This is a genomic window from Rhodococcus sp. BUPNP1 (assembly GCF_002215235.1).
Classification (GTDB): domain Bacteria; phylum Actinomycetota; class Actinomycetes; order Mycobacteriales; family Mycobacteriaceae; genus Rhodococcus.
In genome coordinates this window covers 1-16,745 of record NZ_NERM01000026.1, presented here as the reverse complement: position 1 = coordinate 16,745, position 16,745 = coordinate 1, and the positions used below count along the sequence as shown (strand labels likewise).

General features: G+C 68.9%; 14 protein-coding genes and 1 pseudogene. 7 read left to right on the top strand and 8 right to left on the bottom strand.

Annotated elements, in window-relative coordinates:
• Positions 1-24: 24 nt before the first annotated feature.
• The 3 genes from B9C99_RS20960 to B9C99_RS20950 all read left to right on the top strand — a co-directional run bounded on the left by B9C99_RS20960 (position 25) and on the right by B9C99_RS20950 (position 2,183).
• Positions 25-654: a DUF4126 domain-containing protein gene (locus B9C99_RS20960; protein WP_016693416.1), complete on the top strand. Its 630-nt coding sequence runs from the start codon at positions 25-27 to the stop codon at positions 652-654.
• A 12-nt stretch (positions 655-666) separates the two neighbouring features.
• A complete protein-coding gene (locus B9C99_RS20955) occupies positions 667-1,632 on the top strand; it encodes an alpha/beta hydrolase (RefSeq protein ID WP_088899218.1) in 966 nt (321 codons plus the stop codon).
• Positions 1,633-1,940: 308 nt separating this feature from the next.
• Complete coding sequence (locus B9C99_RS20950) at positions 1,941-2,183, top strand: hypothetical protein (protein WP_016693414.1); 243 nt, start codon at positions 1,941-1,943, stop codon at positions 2,181-2,183.
• 41 nt (positions 2,184-2,224) lie between these two features.
• Here B9C99_RS20950 and purH read toward each other — a convergent pair whose 3' ends face one another.
• The 4 genes from purH to B9C99_RS26295 are packed head-to-tail and all read right to left on the bottom strand — an operon-like array spanning position 2,225 to position 7,252.
• Positions 2,225-3,787 carry a bifunctional phosphoribosylaminoimidazolecarboxamide formyltransferase/IMP cyclohydrolase gene (purH, locus tag B9C99_RS20945; RefSeq protein WP_088899217.1) on the bottom strand — a complete coding sequence of 521 codons (1,563 nt, stop codon included), beginning with the start codon at positions 3,785-3,787 and terminating at the stop codon, positions 2,225-2,227.
• Entirely contained in the window at positions 3,774-4,421 is a 648-nt protein-coding gene (gene purN / locus B9C99_RS20940; protein WP_225623810.1) for a phosphoribosylglycinamide formyltransferase, read from the bottom strand. Before purN ends, purH begins: the two co-directional genes overlap by 14 nt.
• Positions 4,422-4,476: 55 nt before the next feature.
• Entirely contained in the window at positions 4,477-6,111 is a 1,635-nt protein-coding gene (locus tag B9C99_RS20935) for a DUF6350 family protein (protein WP_088899216.1), read from the bottom strand.
• 49 nt (positions 6,112-6,160) lie between these two features.
• Positions 6,161-7,252, bottom strand: coding sequence for a DUF5336 domain-containing protein (locus B9C99_RS26295; RefSeq protein ID WP_088899215.1), 1,092 nt, complete (start codon positions 7,250-7,252; stop codon positions 6,161-6,163).
• Between the two features lie 83 nt (positions 7,253-7,335).
• On the opposite strand from B9C99_RS26295, the gene B9C99_RS20925 reads away from it, so the two are divergent.
• A complete protein-coding gene (locus tag B9C99_RS20925; protein ID WP_088899214.1) occupies positions 7,336-7,959 on the top strand; it encodes a YigZ family protein in 624 nt (207 codons plus the stop codon).
• An 83-nt stretch (positions 7,960-8,042) separates the two neighbouring features.
• On the opposite strand, the gene sucD is transcribed toward B9C99_RS20925, so the two are convergent.
• Positions 8,043-8,945, bottom strand: a complete 903-nt coding sequence (gene sucD / locus B9C99_RS20920; protein WP_006553762.1) for a succinate--CoA ligase subunit alpha — start codon at positions 8,943-8,945, stop codon at positions 8,043-8,045.
• Between the two features lie 16 nt (positions 8,946-8,961).
• A complete protein-coding gene (gene sucC, locus B9C99_RS20915) occupies positions 8,962-10,131 on the bottom strand; it encodes an ADP-forming succinate--CoA ligase subunit beta (RefSeq protein ID WP_016693408.1) in 1,170 nt (389 codons plus the stop codon).
• A gap of 448 nt (positions 10,132-10,579) precedes the next feature.
• On the opposite strand from sucC, the gene B9C99_RS20910 reads away from it, so the two are divergent.
• Positions 10,580-11,563 carry a M23 family metallopeptidase gene (locus tag B9C99_RS20910; RefSeq protein ID WP_088899245.1) on the top strand — a complete coding sequence of 328 codons (984 nt, stop codon included), beginning with the start codon at positions 10,580-10,582 and terminating at the stop codon, positions 11,561-11,563.
• 111 nt (positions 11,564-11,674) lie between these two features.
• Here the strand turns inward: B9C99_RS20910 and pcrA are convergent, their stop codons facing one another.
• Complete coding sequence (gene pcrA / locus B9C99_RS20905) at positions 11,675-14,053, bottom strand: DNA helicase PcrA (RefSeq protein ID WP_088899213.1); 2,379 nt, start codon at positions 14,051-14,053, stop codon at positions 11,675-11,677.
• A 234-nt stretch (positions 14,054-14,287) separates the two neighbouring features.
• On the opposite strand from pcrA, the gene B9C99_RS20900 reads away from it, so the two are divergent.
• Positions 14,288-14,623, top strand: a complete 336-nt coding sequence (locus tag B9C99_RS20900) for a chorismate mutase (protein WP_016693405.1) — start codon at positions 14,288-14,290, stop codon at positions 14,621-14,623.
• Between the two features lie 56 nt (positions 14,624-14,679).
• On the opposite strand, the gene B9C99_RS20895 is transcribed toward B9C99_RS20900, so the two are convergent.
• Positions 14,680-16,131, bottom strand: coding sequence for an NAD-dependent succinate-semialdehyde dehydrogenase (locus B9C99_RS20895; RefSeq protein ID WP_026061403.1), 1,452 nt, complete (start codon positions 16,129-16,131; stop codon positions 14,680-14,682).
• A 148-nt stretch (positions 16,132-16,279) separates the two neighbouring features.
• On the opposite strand from B9C99_RS20895, the pseudogene B9C99_RS20890 reads away from it, so the two are divergent.
• Positions 16,280-16,745, top strand: a pseudogene (locus B9C99_RS20890) (glucose-6-phosphate isomerase); the annotation flags it as partial.

Below are 16,745 nucleotides of genomic sequence, written 5' to 3'. Positions count from 1 at the left end.
GACCGGTCCGCCTACACTCGCCGCATGGACACCTGGATCCTGGCGGCCCTGCTCGGGCTGGGGCTCGCGGCCGCCACCGGGCTGCGCACCTTCCTGCCGCTGCTGCTCCTGTCGGCCGCGGTCCACTTCGAACTCTTCGGCGTGGTCCTCAACGAATCGATGCAGTGGCTCGGGTCCACCTCGGCGCTCGTCGCCCTGACGATCGCCACCGCCGTGGAGGTCGTCGCCGACCTCGTGCCGCTCGTGGACAACGCGCTGTCCGCCGTCGGCACGGTCACCCGGCCGGTCGCGGGTGCGCTCGCGGCGTGGGCGGCCTTCGCGAGCCTCGATCCCGCGATGGCGGCGCTCGCGGGCATCGTCATCGGCGCCCCGACCGCCCTGGCGGTGAGCACTGCGCAGACGGGTACGCGGGTCGCGAGCACGGCGACCACCGCCGGTTTCGGCAATCCGGTGCTGTCGATCGTCGAGAGCGTCACCTCGTTCGTCACGTCGCTGATCGCGCTGCTCGCTCCCCTGCTCGTCATCCCCCTGCTGGCGCTGTTCGGGTGGCTCGGAGTGCGGGGTTACCGCCGGGTGCGCCGTGCCCGTTCGTCACGGACGAAACCGACGCCACACCGCGGCGCCCTCGATACGGGCCGGCCCGGCGACTTCTGATAGACACATGACATGTCGGACACCGAGATCACCTTTTCCAGCGGCGACGTCACCCTGCACGGCAGCCTGCGGGTACCCGTCTCCATGAGGGGTCCGGTGCCCGCCGTCCTGCTGCTCGCCGGCAGCGGCCCCACCGACCGCAACGGCGACAGCGCACTGCTCCCCGGCTCGATCGGCACCCTGCAGCACCTCGCCGACGTGCTCGAACGCAAGGGCTTCGCGAGCCTGCGCTACGACAAGTTCGGCAGCGGTGTCACCGGCCTCGGCCCGTACAGCGTCGAGGACGTCGCCGATCTCGGCTTCTCGACGTTCATCGACGGCGCCGCTGACGCACTCGCCTTCCTCGGTTCGCAGCGCGGGGTCGACCCGGAGCGGCTCTACGTCGTCGGGCACAGCGAGGGCGCGCTGATCGCGCTGTCGCTCGCCCAGGACAACGACGCGGTCGCCGGACTCGGTCTGCTCGAACCGCTCGCCGTGCGCCTGCTCGACCTGCTGACCGCCCAGATCGACGCGCAGCTCGACGCCGTCGTCGCCGCGGGACAGCTCCCCGTCCAGATCGCCGACGAACTGCGGGTCGCGCTCACGGGCGCGGTCGAGTCGCTCCGCGCCGACGGCACCCTCAGCGACACCCTGCCCGAGCCGTTGCGCAATGCCGGGCTCGTCCCCGCCAACGCCAAGGCACTCGCCGAGGAGGACGCGCTCGATCCGCGGATGCTCGCCGCACAGGTCGCCGGCGACCTGCCGGTGCTCACCGCGGTCTCGTCCAAGGACATCCAGGTGCGGGTCGAGGACGTCGACGCGCTCGACGCGGCGCTCGTGCACACCCGCCTGACGTCGCTGCGCATGGCGCGCACCAACCACGTGCTCAAGGACATCGGCGACCAGCAGTCGACGGGCGCCGATTACGTCGCCGACCTGCCCTTCTCCGACGAGTTCACGTCCGGTTTCGAGGCGTGGCTCGACAAGCTGAGGGGCTGAGCACCCGACCCCACGCACGGACGACGCAGAAATAACAAATGTCCATTCCGCGTTGTTCGTGTATGGTCATCCGTTAACCAACTGGTTCACACGAGAAAGGTACGGTCCGATGCGATACAAGCACATGTACGTAGCCGGTTGTTCCGTACCGTTTTCTCACTTCTTCTTCCACTTCGCGGCGGAGCGATCCCGAGAATAGAAGTCACACGACGACTCGTTCTCGGGCACTCGGGGCACATACGCCCCGGGTGCCCTTTCTCTATCCCCGACCGCGACCCGTACAAGATCACCTCGACAGGAGAAACACCATGAAACTGCGCATCGAATCCGGCGGCACCGTGTCGACCGAACTGCCCGACGACCTCACCGGTCACGCCATCACCATCGACCTGAGCCGGGTCGGCGGTACCGAGAGTGGCGCCGCCTCCGCGGATCTCATCCGCGAGCTGCTCGACCGTGGCGCTGCCAAGCTGGTCATCTCCGAGGGCCGCGGCAAGCGCACCGTCGAACACACCGCACACGACAACGGCACCCACGCGCACGCCGCCTGAGCGGCGGTGCGCGCGGGTGCCGCGCGTGTGTGGTTCGTTCCCTAGTGCGCGAAGTGCCGTGCGCCGGTGAGGTACAGCGTCACGCCGGCCTCGCGAGCGGCCTCGATGACCTCGTTGTCGCGCACCGAGCCACCCGGCTGCACGATCGCCTTCACGCCGGCCTCGGTCAGCACCTGCAGACCGTCGGCGAACGGGAAGAAGGCGTCGGACGCGGCCACCGACCCGGCGACACGATCACCCGCACGGGTCACGGCGAGTCGCGCCGAGTCGACGCGGTTGACCTGACCCATGCCGACACCGACGGTCGCGCCGCCCGAAGCCAACAGGATCGCGTTGGACTTCACGGCACGGCAGGCGCGCCAGGCGAATTCGAGATCGCGCAGCGTGGCCTCGTCGGCGGCCTCGCCGCACGCGAGCTGCCAGTTGGCGGTGGAGTCGCCGTCCGCGGTGAGCACGTCGCGCTCCTGCAGCAGCAGACCACCGGAGATCTGACGGATCTCGACCGGAGCCGACTTCGGTGAATCGGCGCGCAGGATGCGGATGTTCTTCTTGCGGGAGAGCACGTCGACGGCACCGTCGGCGTACGACGGGGCGATGATCACCTCGGTGAAGATCTCGGCGACCTGCTCGGCCATCTCGACGCTCACCTCACGGTTGGCGGCGATGACGCCACCGAAGGCCGAGACGGGATCGCACTCGTGCGCGTTGTGGTGTGCCGTGGCGATGTCGTCGGCGATCGCGATACCGCACGGGTTGGCGTGCTTGATGATCGCGACGCACGGCTCGCTGTGGTCGTGCGCGGCGCGCCAGGCGGCGTCGGCGTCCTGGTAGTTGTTGTAGGACATCTCCTTGCCGTGGAACTGCTCGGCCTGCGCGAGCCCCGGCTCGCCCGCCTCGTTCACGTACAGGGCCGCGGCCTGGTGCGGGTTCTCGCCGTAGCGAAGGACGTTCGAGCGGGCCCAGGTCGCGCCGGTCCACGCCGGGAACTGCGACTCGTCGCCCTCGGGCGCCGCGTAGCCGCTGTTCATCCAGCTCGCCACCGCGACGTCGTAGGCGGCGGTGTGCTGGAACGCCTGCGCGGCAAGACGCTTGCGCTGCTCGAGGGTGAAACCGCCACCCTCGACGGCGGCGAGCACGTCACCGTAGGCAGCCGGGTCGACGACGACCGCAACCGACGGGTGGTTCTTCGCCGCGGCGCGCACCATCGACGGGCCACCGATGTCGATCTGCTCGACGCACTCGTCGGGGCTCGCACCCGAGGCGACCGTCTGCGTGAACGGGTAGAGGTTCACGACGACGAGCTCGAACGCCTCGATGCCCAGATCGGCGATCTGGTCGAGGTGGTCCTGCTTGCGGGTGTCGGCGAGGATGCCGGCGTGCACGCGCGGGTGCAGGGTCTTCACCCGGCCTTCGAGGCACTCGGGGAAGCCGGTCAGTTCCTCGACCTTCGTCACCGGCACGCCTGCGTCGGCGATGGTCTTGGCCGTGGAGCCGGTCGAGACCAGCTCGACACCTGCCGCGTGGAGCCCTGTCGCCAGCTCCACCAGCCCGCTCTTGTCGTACACGCTGACCAGCGCGCGGCGCACAGTCTTACGTTCGGTCACCGGGGATCACGGCCTTTCGTCCATCGGAAACAACTCCACGGGTGGCGACGGCGGCGACCATCTCGGCCAGCAGCCGTCGCTCCACAACCTTGATGCGCTCGTGCAGGGTGTCCTCGTCGTCGTCGTCGAGCACCTGCACGGCTTCCTGCGCGAGGATCGGGCCGGTGTCGACGCCCCCGTCGACGAGATGCACCGTCGAACCGGTGATCTTGACGCCGTAGGCAAGGGCGTCGGCAACGGCGTGCGCGCCGGGGAACGACGGCAGTAGCGCGGGATGAGTGTTGATGATGCGGCCGGCGAACCGCTCGAGGAAGGCCGAACCCAGGATCTTCATGAAGCCCGCGGACACCACGAGGTCGGGTTCGTGGGCGGCGACCGCGTCGGTCAGCGCGCGGTCCCACGAAGTGCGGTCCTCGAAGTCGCGCAACGCGACGCGGAACGACGGGATGCCTTCGTCGGCGGCGTGCCCTTCGGCGGGACATTGGCGATCGACACCGACAGCGACGACCGTCGCGGGATATCCGTCGGTCCGGGTGGCGTCGAGCAGCGAACGCAAGAGGCTGCCCGTGCCCGAGGCGAGGACGACGAGCCGCGCCGGCGCGGTGGGCGGCAGCTGGTCACGCGAGGCAGTCAGGGTCCACTCCTGTGAAGTCGAGGTGGGTCGGCCGATCGACCGGCCGTAGGAGAGCCTAGTCGGCGCCCTTTTCGGCCTTGTTCGCGACCTCCTCGTCGGGCTCGTCCTCGTCCTCGGCGTCATCCTCGTCGACCACCTCGACCACCTCGGCGTCGATGACGTCGTCGGCGTCCGCATCGTCCTCGAGGCTCTCCGCGTCGTCCTCGGCAGCCTCGTCCTCCTCGACTGCGGCGGCTTCGTCCCCGTCGACTTCTGCGACCTCGCGCTCGGCGGCGGTGGTGTCCTCGACCGAGGATTCCTCCTCGTCGTCGGCATCCGCGTCATCGGCGTCCTCTGCCACAGGAGCCTCGAGTGCCGGGGTCTCGCCCTCGGGCGCCTCGAGTTCTGGGTCGGCTCCTGCATCAGCGGTGTCGTCCGCCGCGTCCTCCGAGGTCTCCTCGGCCACCTCGGTGTCGGCGCGCAGTGCCGCCGCGGCCAGGCGACCTTCGCGCCACACGAGCAGCTGGGCCGTGATGATGCCGAGCAGGCCCGACCAGGCGAAGACGAGGATTCCGGCGAGCCACCAGTTGGCGCCGACCGTGCCGAAGACGCCGAGCGGGCCGCCCGCGACCCAGGTCGCCAGCGCCGTGACGAGTCCGGCGCCCGCTGCGGCAGCGAGCACCGTCCATGAAGCGTCGGCGCTGCCCACCGGGGCACCGTCGGCCTTCGCCTGCAGGGTTCGCTGCGCGGCGAAACGGCCGAGCAGCGCACCGATCGTCGCCGGAACGGCCAGCAGCACCGGCCAGAACGCTGCGGCCGGGCCCGAGGGGACCGCCGCAAGCACCGGCAGCGCCGGGAGGTCGCCGCCCGTCGCCTCGAACAGGCTCAGATGGATGTCGCCGAAGTGCACGGTGCTGCCGGCCAGGACGGCAGCGGCACCGATGATGACGTTGGGCAGGTACAGGATCGACATCACCGTCAGCCCCAGCACGCCGGTCCAGTGATCCCCGCGCGCGAGCAGTTCACCGACGACGTTCCACGACCACAGCAGTCCGGCGACGACCACCACCCCACCGAGGGCGAACATTCCCAGCAGCACCCGCAGTGCCGGACGGAAGGCGAGCACGAGCCAGTCGGGCGCTGCGTAATAGCGCACCAGCGGCCTCCACACGCGGGACCCGATGCCGATGAGGGCCGCGAGGAGGTAGATGCCGGTGACCCACGCGAGCGCGGCGCCGGCGTTCGGGGGCGTTACCGGCAGCACGCTCGCCGCATCCTGCAGCACGATCAGCGACGCCGCGGTCACGAGCAGCGGGCCGGCGAGGACGGCGACGGTGATGCGCGAGACGTCCTGACGATCGAGGGCGTAACCGCTGCTCTCGACGAGCGCGTCGGCCGCGGACGCGCATCCGCGCGCCGCCTGCCACACCAGGACCGCGGTGGGCAGCAGCGGCAGCACACCGAGCGACGTGCCGTCGATCGTGAGCGTCACCTGGTGCAGAGCGAGCCACGTGCCGGCGATCGCGGCGTAGATGCCGGTGAGGTCGCTGTTGGCGACGACCATCGTCGTCACCACGATGGTGGCCACGACGGCGAGCGTCACCGCCGGTACGCGGGCCGCAGTGCCGAGCAGGATGCGGAACCGCTCCGGGTCCAGGCTGTCGTCGTCGGTGGGAACGTGCCGGGTGGACCGGCCGAGCGTCGAAGTCATCGGTTCGAGAGTGTCACCGACACGGCGGTCGTGGTGTCAGGCGCGCCGATCACCGCTGGTCGTCCGGTGCGCGGAAGGCCTGCGTGGCCTCCTGGTCGCCGGTCGCAGTGGTCCCGGTCTCCTCGCGACGTTCCGTGCCCGCCGTGTCGTCATCGGACACTGTGCCGTCCGCCCGGGTGACTGTGCCGTCCGCCCGGGTGTCGGTGTGGTCCGTCGAGTCCTGAGCGCCGTGCGGTTCCTGAACCGGATACTGCTGGGTCGGCTGCGCACCGGTGTACTGCTGTCCGCCGTACTGCTGCGCACCGGGATACTGTGCTCCCCCGCCGTACTGCTGGGCGCCCGGGAACTGCTGTGAACCGGGGAACTGCTGGGCTCCGCTGTACTGCTGCCCGCCGTACTGCTGGGCGCCCGGATACTGCTGGGACCCGCCGTACTGCTGCGACCCCGAGTACTGCTGCGCGCCGGAGTACTCACCCGACGTCTGCTGTCCGGGATACGCCTGGTGGCCGGGATGGGGCGCACCGAACTGGGACTGCCCGCCGGTGACTCCCTGCTGCGCGCCGTAGGGCTGGCCGTATCCCTGCGGGCCGTAACCCTGCGGCGAACCATAACCCTGCGGCGCCCCGGAGCCCTGGGGCTGACCGGTTCCCGGTCCGGTCCCGAATCCCTGGTACTGCCCGGCGCCCTGCGGCGAACCGAAGGAGCTCCGCTCACCCGACCGGCCGGACACGAGGATGCCGAGGCCGAACAGCAACGCGACGAGCGCCAGCGCGAACTGCAGGAAACCGAGGACGAGGATCGTCACGCCGCCCCACGCGATCCCGGTGTCCTCGGGCAGATGGAACAGCTGGAACAGGGACGTCACGAAACCGACGCCCGACGCCGCGACGGCCACGGCACGCAGATCCTGGCCGGGGAGCAGCGACAGTGCCGCGCTCACACCGCCGAAGAGCAGGAAGGCCAGCGGCACGACGGCGAAGCCGAAATCGAAGGACGTGAGCGCCACCTGGGAGCCGAAGGTGATGTTCACGAAGGGTGTGAGGCCGAGCAGGAAGTTCACGGCACCGAGCACGGCCACCGCGAGTGGCAGCAGCAACGGCACCACCTTGCTCTGGGCGGATGCGCCTGCGGGGAATGTCATCGATTCTCCTGCCGTCGATCGGTGTGTGTCGGTCACTCGTCCTGCAGTCAACAGCCTAGGGACTACCCGAGAGAATGGGGTCCATGCCGCACACTCTCGCCCCGGGCCCCGACGTCGTGGTCGAGACGGAGGTGAAGCACTCGCGTTTCCTCGCGGCGGTTCGTCGTGTCGACACGGCCGACGCCGCGCTCGCCTTCGTCGACGAACAACGCCGACTGTATCCCGATGCCCGACACCATTGCTGGGCATTCGTGGTGGGTGACGCCCCGTCGGCACGCGCCGAGCGGTCGAGCGACGACGGGGAGCCGGGCGGCACGGCCGGTATCCCGATGCTGCAGGTCCTGCACCACCGGGAGCTCGTGAACGTCGCGGTGGTGGTGACCCGGTGGTTCGGAGGGATCAAGCTCGGCGCGGGCGGGCTGGTGCGCGCGTACTCGGGTGCGGTCGCGACGGCCTTGGACGAGGCGCCTCTCGTCGAGCGCAGGCAGCAGGAGAAGTTCACCCTCGCGATCGATCACGGCGAGGCGGGTCGCGTGGAGGCGGAACTGCGCGGGCGCGGGGTCGCGGTGCTCGACGTGGCCTATGCGGACCGGGTCGTCCTCACCGTCGCGGGGCGTGAGCGGAGCGAACTGGAGGGCTGGGTGGCGTCGTTGACGTCCGGGGCGGGCGAACTCGAACCCGCGGGAGTCGACTGGATCGACATCTGACCGGATTCACGCCGGAAAAAGCGCGTGCGCGCCTCCCGATGGCCGGAGCCACCGGAAGGCGCGCACGGAAGGCGACGCTGCTGTCAGAGCGACTGCAGGATCTCGCGAGCGAGCGCAGCGGTCTCGGACGGCGTCTTGCCGACCTTCACGCCGGCCGCCTCGAGAGCGTCCTTCTTGGCCTGAGCGGTGCCCGAGGAGCCCGAGACGATGGCGCCGGCGTGGCCCATGGTCTTGCCCTCGGGAGCGGTGAAGCCCGCGACGTAGCCGACGACCGGCTTGGTCACGTTGGCCTTGATGTAGTCGGCCGCACGCTCCTCGGCGTCGCCGCCGATCTCGCCGATCATGACGATGACCTTGGTCTCCGGGTCCTTCTCGAACGCCTCGATGGCGTCGATGTGGGTGGTGCCGATGACCGGGTCGCCGCCGATGCCGATGGCGGTCGAGAAGCCGTACTCGCGCAACTCGAACATCATCTGGTAGGTCAGGGTGCCCGACTTGGAGACGAGGCCGACCGGGCCCTTGCCGGCGATGTTCGCCGGGGTGATGCCGACGAGCGCCTCACCCGGGGTGATGATGCCGGGGCAGTTGGGGCCGATGATGCGGGTCTTGTTGCCCTTCTGGACGTTGTAGGCCCAGGCGTAGGCGGAGTCCTGCACGGGGATGCCCTCGGTGATGACCACGAGCAGCGGGATCTCCGCGTCGATGGCCTCGACGATGGCGTCCTTCGAGAAGGCCGGGGGAACGAACGCGATCGAGACGTCGGCGCCGGTCTCCTTCATGGCCTCGGCGACGGAGCCGAAGACGGGGAGCTCGACGGGGTTGCCGTCCTTGTCGGTGTGCGAGACCGTCGTGCCGGCCTTGCGGGCGTTCACGCCGCCGACGACCTGGGTGCCGGCCTTGAGCATGAGCGCGGTGTGCTTGGTGCCCTCGCCGCCGGTGATGCCCTGGACGATGACCTTGGAATCCTTGGTAAGGAAGATTGCCATTGTTCTGTGTGTCCCTTTACTTCGCTGCGAAGGCGAGTTCGGCCGCCTTGTCGGCAGCCTCGTCCATGGTGGCGACGACCGTGACCAGCGGGTGGTCGGCCTCGGCGAGGATGCGGCGACCCTCGTCGACGTTGTTGCCGTCGAGGCGGACGACCAGCGGCTTGTTGGCCTCGTCGCCGAGGATCTCGAGGGCCTTGACGATGCCGTTCGCGACCGCGTCGCACGCGGTGATGCCACCGAAGACGTTGACGAACACGCTCTTGACCTGAGCGTCGTTCAGGATGACGTCGAGACCGGCGGCCATGACGGCTGCCGAGGCGCCGCCACCGATGTCGAGGAAGTTGGCGGGCTTGACGCCGCCGTGCTTCTCGCCTGCGTAGGCGACGACGTCGAGGGTCGACATGACCAGGCCGGCGCCGTTACCGATGATGCCGACCTCGCCGTCGAGCTTGACGTAGTTGAGGTCGTTCTCCTTGGCCTTGAGCTCGAGGGGATCCGTGGCGTCCTTGTCCTCGAACTCGGCGTGGCCGGGCTGACGGAAGTCGGCGTTGGCATCCAGGGTGACCTTGCCGTCGAGGGCGAGGATCTGGTCGTCCGGGGTACGGACGAGGGGGTTGACCTCCACGAGGAGAGCGTCTTCCTTGACGAAGACCTCCCACAGCTTCTGGATGGTCACGGCTGCGGCGTCGAGGACCTCGGCGGGCAGGTGGCCCTTCTCGGCGATCTCGCGCGCGAACGCGAGGTCGACGCCCTTGACGGCGTCGACGGGGACCTTGGCGAGGCGCTCCGGCTTGGTGGCGGCAACCTCTTCGATCTCCATGCCGCCCTCGACCGAGCACATGGCCAGGTAGGTGCGGTTGGTGCGGTCGAGCAGGAAGGAGATGTAGTACTCCTCCGCGATGTCGCTGGCCTCGGCGACCAGGAGCTTCTTGACGATGTGACCCTTGATGTCGAGGCCGAGGATGTTCTCGGCGTGGGTCTGCGCGTCGTCTGCGGTGGCGGCGTACTTCACGCCACCGGCCTTGCCGCGGCCGCCGACCTTGACCTGGGCCTTGACCATGACCGGCTTGCCGATTTCCTCCGCGATCTCGCGGGCACCGGCGACAGTGTCGGTAACACGGCCGGCCGACGTCGGCACGTCATGCTTGGCGAAGAGTTCCTTCGCCTGATATTCGAAGAGATCCATCTGCTCACCGTCTCGTCTGCGTTCACGCCCGCTCCGGGGTATCGAGCGGGTCGTTTCGGACTCTAGTTTCTCGGCCGGGCCGCGGATCACGCGCGGCAGTCCCATGTGGCACAGGTCACGCGCGCGTAGGTCCGGGAACGACTTCGCAGTTCCCCTCCCGGAACGTGGCGGACGCCACGTTCGAGCGGAGCACTCGGTTCAGAATGACAGGTAACCACTCGCCCTCCGACACCGGATCCCACGCTGCCGCGACGCAACGGACTCGTGACATGTCGGAAAACAGTGTTTGGGACGCCGACCGCTGGGGCATGTCCCAATTTGCCCCGGTTTGCACTGTGATGCCACTCACATAACGTCCGCCGGACGAACTACGGCTTGCCACCCCCGCGATCGCTTCGTTACCGTCGCCTGGTCGAAGTAACGATGAGGTCACGAACGGAGGATGGCGATGCGCTCTGGTAACCCGAGTGCCGAGAGCCGAACCCGCCGTCCCGAATCGGCACCCGAAGACTGGAACGCCTGGGAAGCCGCCACGATGGACTTCCGCAACACCGGCCCCGGTCCCGAGCCCACCTACTACTCCGACTCCTTCGGCCACGCCGTCCGCGACGACCGCTTCGCGCAGGATCGTCCCGACGAGAGCACCGACGTCACCGCTCCCGCGTCCCGCGGTGGAGCCCATCGACTTCCCACTCCCCCCACCGCCCTCAAGGGCCGCGCCGCGGTCTTCGCGGTTGCCGCAGGCGCCGTGGTCGCCGCGGGCCAGGCCGCAGCCAACGGTGGTCCGGGACAGAACACCGAGCACTCCGAGGTCGCTCTCGCCGCCGGCGAAGCCGATTCCTCGATCATCACCGCCACTGCAGTGCCCCAGGCCGCGCAGTTCGCGCCGAGCGCCGACGCCGAGCCGTCGCAGGCCCCGCAGGTGCTCAACATCGCCGACCCGAACGACCTGTCGCAGTTCTCGAATCTCCTGGCCAAGGGCCAGCGGTTCAGCGAGGAACGCGCTGCGCGCGAGGCCGCGGCCCGTCGCCCGCTGTTCGTCCTCCCCGCCGTGGGGTCGTTCACCTCGAACTTCGGCGCCCGCTGGGGCACCCTTCACGCCGGCGTCGACATCGCAGGCCCCATCGGCACCCCGATCCTGGCGGTCGCCGACGGTGAGGTCATCGATTCCGGTCCGGCCTCCGGCTTCGGCATGTGGGTCCGCCTCCTCCACGCCGACGGCACCGTCACCGTGTACGGGCACATCGACCAGTCGCTGGTGACCGTGGGTCAGCACGTCATGGCCGGCGACCAGATCGCCACCATGGGCAACCGCGGCTTCTCCACCGGCCCGCACCTGCACTTCGAGGTGCACCTCAACGGCGTCGACAAGATCGACCCCGTTCCGTGGCTCGCCACCCGCGGTATCGCCCTCGGCGTCCAGCGCGACTGACCGACCTCGCCGCCGTACGTTCGGCACTGCGTCCCGTTCCACCCTCTTGCCCGTTTCGGCGCGGACCCGCTCCTGCGTGCGAATCCGCGCCTGCCACAGGCTTTCAGGGCATCACAGCTTGATCATCGGCACACCGCCGACGAGCATCAACCGCACCTTGCCGGCACTGCCGAAGTCGATCACGACGGTGGCCGTGGGGCCCGAACCCCGGGTTTCGAGAACCGTTCCCAGACCGTACTTGTCGTGGCTGACGCGGTCGCCGACGTCGAGCACCAACTGGTTGTTGCGTCCGCGCGCCGCACCGAAACTCGGTGTGCCCGACGAACCGCGCCGCTCGCCCGCACCGAAGCGCGAACCGGTGCCCGAGCCGATCGCCTGACCACGCGCGGGTGTGGGCTCGAGGCGCCGCCAGTCGATGAGATGCTGCGGAATCTCTTGCAGGAAGCGAGATTCCGGATTGGTGAGCGGCTGACCCCAGGACGACCGCAGCACGGCACGTGTGAGGTAGAGACGCCGCCGCGCGCGCGTGATGCCGACATACGCGAGTCGCCGCTCCTCGGACAGTTCGGCCGGATCGCCCAGGGCGCGCATGTGCGGGAACTGGCCGTCCTCCCAACCGGTGACGAAGACGACCGGGAACTCGAGGCCCTTCGCGGTGTGCAGCGTCATCAGCGTGACCACGCCGGCCTCGTTCTCCGGGATCTGGTCGGCGTCGGCGACGAGCGAGACCTTCTCGAGGAACGCCGCGAGCGAGCCCGGTTCGGGATCCCCCTCTTCGCGCTCGTCGTCGACGATCCCGGCCGCATTTCGGACGTCGGCACTGAATTCCCTTGCCACGCTGACGAGTTCGTGGAGATTGTCGAGACGGGCGCCGTCCTGCGGATCGTCGCTCGCCGACAACTCGGCACTGTACCCGGTACGTTCGAGGATCGCCTCGACGACGTCGCCGATGTCGACCATGTCGTTGCCGTCGGCGTCACTCGCGACGAGCATCGCCCGCAGGCCGTCCATCATCTCGACGAAACCGGCGATCGCCTTCTGCGCCCGCGTGTTCAGCAACGCGACCTTGCCGGCTGCGGCGTCGGTGAGGGCCTGCCCGAAGCTCACACCGAGCCGCTCGGCGTGCACCGCCACGCACGCCTCGGCGCGATCGCCGATACCGCGGCGTGGGGTATTGAGGATGCGGCGCAGGCTCACCGTGTCGTCGGGGTTGTCGAGCACCTTCAGGTACGCGACGACGTCGCGCACCTCCTTGCGCTCGTAGAACCGCACACCGCCGACGACCTTGTAGGGCACACCGTGCCGGATGAAGACGTCCTCGAACGCGCGGGAGGCGTTGTTGGTGCGGTAGAACACCGCGATGTCGGAGTAGGTGGTGTCGCCGCCGTCGACGAGCCGGTCGATCTCGGCGGCGACGAACCGCGCCTCGTCGTGCTCGTTGTCGGCGACGTAGCCGGTGATGAGTTCGCCCTCGCCCGAATCGGTCCACAACCGCTTCTCGCGGCGACCCGTGTTCTTGGAGATGACGGAATTGGCCGCCGACAGGATGTTCTGGGTGGAGCGGTAGTTCTGCTCGAGCAGGATCGTGCGCGCCTGCGGATAGTCGCGCTCGAACTCCTCGATGTTGCGGATCGTGGCGCCGCGGAAGGCGTAGATCGACTGGTCGGCGTCGCCCACCACGCACAGTTCGCTCGGGGGAACGGCGGATTCCTCCTCCGGATCGCCCACGAGGGTGCGCACCAGCACGTACTGCGCGTGGTTGGTGTCCTGGTACTCGTCGACCAGCACGTGACGGAACCGGCGCCGGTAGTACTCGGCGACCTGCGGATGCGCCTGCAGCAGCGCCACCGTCTCGCCGATGAGGTCGTCGAAGTCGAAGGCGTTCGCCGTGCGCAGGCGCTGCTGGTAGTGCGCGTAGACCCGGGCGACGACGCGGGTGAGTTCGGTGGCCGCCGAATCGGTCTCCGCCTCGTGGGCGGCTTCCTCGGGCCCGATCAGTTCGTTCTTCAGGTTCGAGATCTGCGTGGACAGCAGCCGGGCGGAGTACTTCTTGCTGTCGAGTTCGAGATCCTTCGCGATCATCGTGAGCAGACGACGGGAATCGTCGGCGTCGTAGATCGTGAAATTCGAATTCATGCCCTGGAGCAGACCCGCCTGCGCGCGCAGGATCCGGACGCAGCTCGAGTGGAAGGTCGAGACCCACATCGCATTCGCGCGCGGCCCCACCAGGGCCGCCACCCGCTCGCGCATCTCGGCCGCGGCCTTGTTGGTGAACGTGATGGCGAGCACTTGACCAGGGGCGACGCCGCGCTCGGCCAGTAGATAGGCGATGCGGCGCGTGAGCACCGCAGTCTTGCCGGAGCCCGCGCCCGCGACGATCAGCAGCGGGGCCCCTTCGTGCGTGACCGCTTCCCGCTGCTGCGGATTGAGCCCTTCGAGAAGAGCATCGGATCCGGGACGGGAGTGTGCGAGCGCGACGGGAGTGTTCATCGTTTCACCAAACTACCGGACCGCTCGGACAACGGATCCGGACCACGAAGTCGATCAAGCCGAGTGGCAGGGCCTACAGGGTGAGTGGCAAACTGGAGGCCATGTCTTCTGTCCTTTGCAGGCTCGGATCGAGTTCCGGTTGTCGCTGTCGATTCCCGACTGCCGGCCCGACCCGATACCGGTAACAGCCGCTCCCATACGGGCGATCCATCAGAGCAGATGCGAGGAGACGACATGAGCACGCACATCGATTCTTCCCTTTCCGGCGAGCCGGGCCAGGCGAACGCCGGAACACCGGCCGAGGCCGACGACACCGGAGTGCCCACCGAGGCCGAGATCGAGGAGCTCCGCAAGGAGATCGATCGTCTCGACGCCGAGATCCTGGCCGCGGTCAAGCGGCGCACCGAGGTCTCCCGCATGATCGGGCGTACCCGGATGGCGTCCGGCGGCACCCGTCTCGTGCACAGCCGCGAGATGAAGGTCCTCGAGCGGTTCAGCGAGCTGGGCCAGGAAGGCCACACCCTGGCGATGCTGCTGCTCCGCCTCGGGCGTGGCCGCCTGGGTCACTGACGGCGGGGCCGTACGAGTCACTGACGGCGGGGCCGTCCGGCCCATCGCTGAGTTCCCTACTGCAGGGCGATGTACTTGGTCTCGAGGAATTCCTCGATGCCCTCGGTACCGCCTTCGCGTCCCAGCCCGGAATCCTTGATTCCGCCGAACGGGGCCGCGACATCCGAGACGACACCGCGGTTCACACCGACGATGCCCGTTTCGAGCGCGTGCGACACGCGCAGGGCCCGGTCGAGGTCGCGCGTGAAGATGTAGGCGGCGAGCCCGTAGCGGGTGTCGTTCGCCGCCGCGAGCGCTTCCTCCTCGGTGTCGAAGCCGGTGACGGCCGCGACCGGCCCGAACACCTCTTCCTGCAGGATGCGGGCCTGCTTGGGCACGTCGTCGAGGACGGTGGCCGGGTAGAACCATCCCGGACCGTCGGCGGGTTCACCACCCAGGCGCACCGAGGCACCCGCCGACACCGCGTCCTGCACGAGTTCGATCACGGTCTTCTTCTGGTTCTCGTTGACCAGGGGGCCCAGCGTCGCGTCGGGGTCCGTTCCCGGTCCGAGCTTGTACGAGGCCATGCGCTCGGTGAGCTTGGCGACGAAGGCGTCGCGCACCGAGTTGTGGACGTGGAAGCGGTTCGCGGCCGTGCAGGCCTCTCCCCCGTTGCGCAGCTTGGCTGCCACCGCACCCTCGACCGCCGCGTCGAGATCGGCGTCCTCGAAGACGACGAACGGCGCGTTGCCGCCGAGTTCGAGCGAGGTGCGCAGCAGCGAACGACCGGCCTTCTCGGCGAGCATGCGCCCGACCTCGGTGGAGCCGGTGAAGGTGAGCTTGCGCAGCCGGGGATCCTCGAGGAGCGGACCGGTGACCTCACCGGCATGCGAGGACGGCAGCACCGACAGGACACCCTTGGGCAGCCCTGCCTCGTCGAAGAGCTGCGCGAGCAGCTGGATCGTGAGGGGTGTCTCGGACGCGGGCTTGACGATGATCGTGCACCCGGCCGCGAGGGCGGGACCGATCTTGCGGGTTCCCATCGCGAGCGGGAAGTTCCACGGCGTGATGGCCAGGCAGGGACCGACGGGTTGTTTCGTCACGAGAACGCGTCCGGTGCCGGCCGGGGCGGGCGTGTAGCGACCGGCGATGCGGACCGCCTCCTCGGAGAACCATCGCAGGAATTCGGCGCCGTAGGTCACCTCCGATCGGCTCTCCGGTAGTGCCTTGCCCATCTCGAGTGTCATGAGCAGCGCGAAGTCGTCGGCGCGCTCGGTGATCTTCTGCCAGACCGCTCGCAGCAGTTCGGCGCGTTCGCGCGGCGGGGTCGCTGCCCATTCCGGACCGGCCGCGACGGCCGCATCGAGGGCCCGTAGGGCATCGCCGGGCGCGGCATCGGCGACTCGGGTGAGTTCGTCGCCGGTCGCGGGATCGTGGACTCCGAAGGTGGCTCCGTTCTCGGCCGCCACCCATTCACCGCCGAGGAACAGGTCGGTGGGGACGGACCGAATCAGTTCTGCAGCATCCATATGCCCCATCATGCGCGCCGCGGTCGCTCGCTGTGGGAAACCGAGGGATCCCTTCGTCACACCGGGCACAGTCACACCGGGCACGGTCACATCGGGGGCACGGTCGCATACCGGGCGCACCGTGTCGGGGCGCACTACTGTCGACGACATGAGCGACGTAACCGCAACGGCACCGTGGAAAGCTCTGGAAGACCATCGCGACCGGCTCGAATCGGTGTCGCTGCGGAAGTTGTTCACCACCGAACCCGACAGGGTCTCGGCGTTGACGGTCCGTGCCGGGGATCTGGTGATCGATTTCAGCAAGCAGCGCCTCGACACCCCCGTCCTGCAGGCTCTGCTCGAGCTCGCCGACACCGCCGGGATCGCCACCGCTCGGGAGGCGATGTTCTCGGGTGCGCACATCAACGTCACCGAGGACCGCGCGGTGCTGCACACCGCCCTGCGCCTGCCCCGGGACGCGACACTGATCGTCGACGGGGTCGATGTCGTCGCCGACGTCCACGCCGTGCTCGACCGGATGGGCGAGTTCACCGACCGCCTCCGCACCGGGGCTTGGCGCGGCGCCACCGGGCAGAAGATCGCCACGGTGGTCAACATCGGCATCGGCGGCTCCG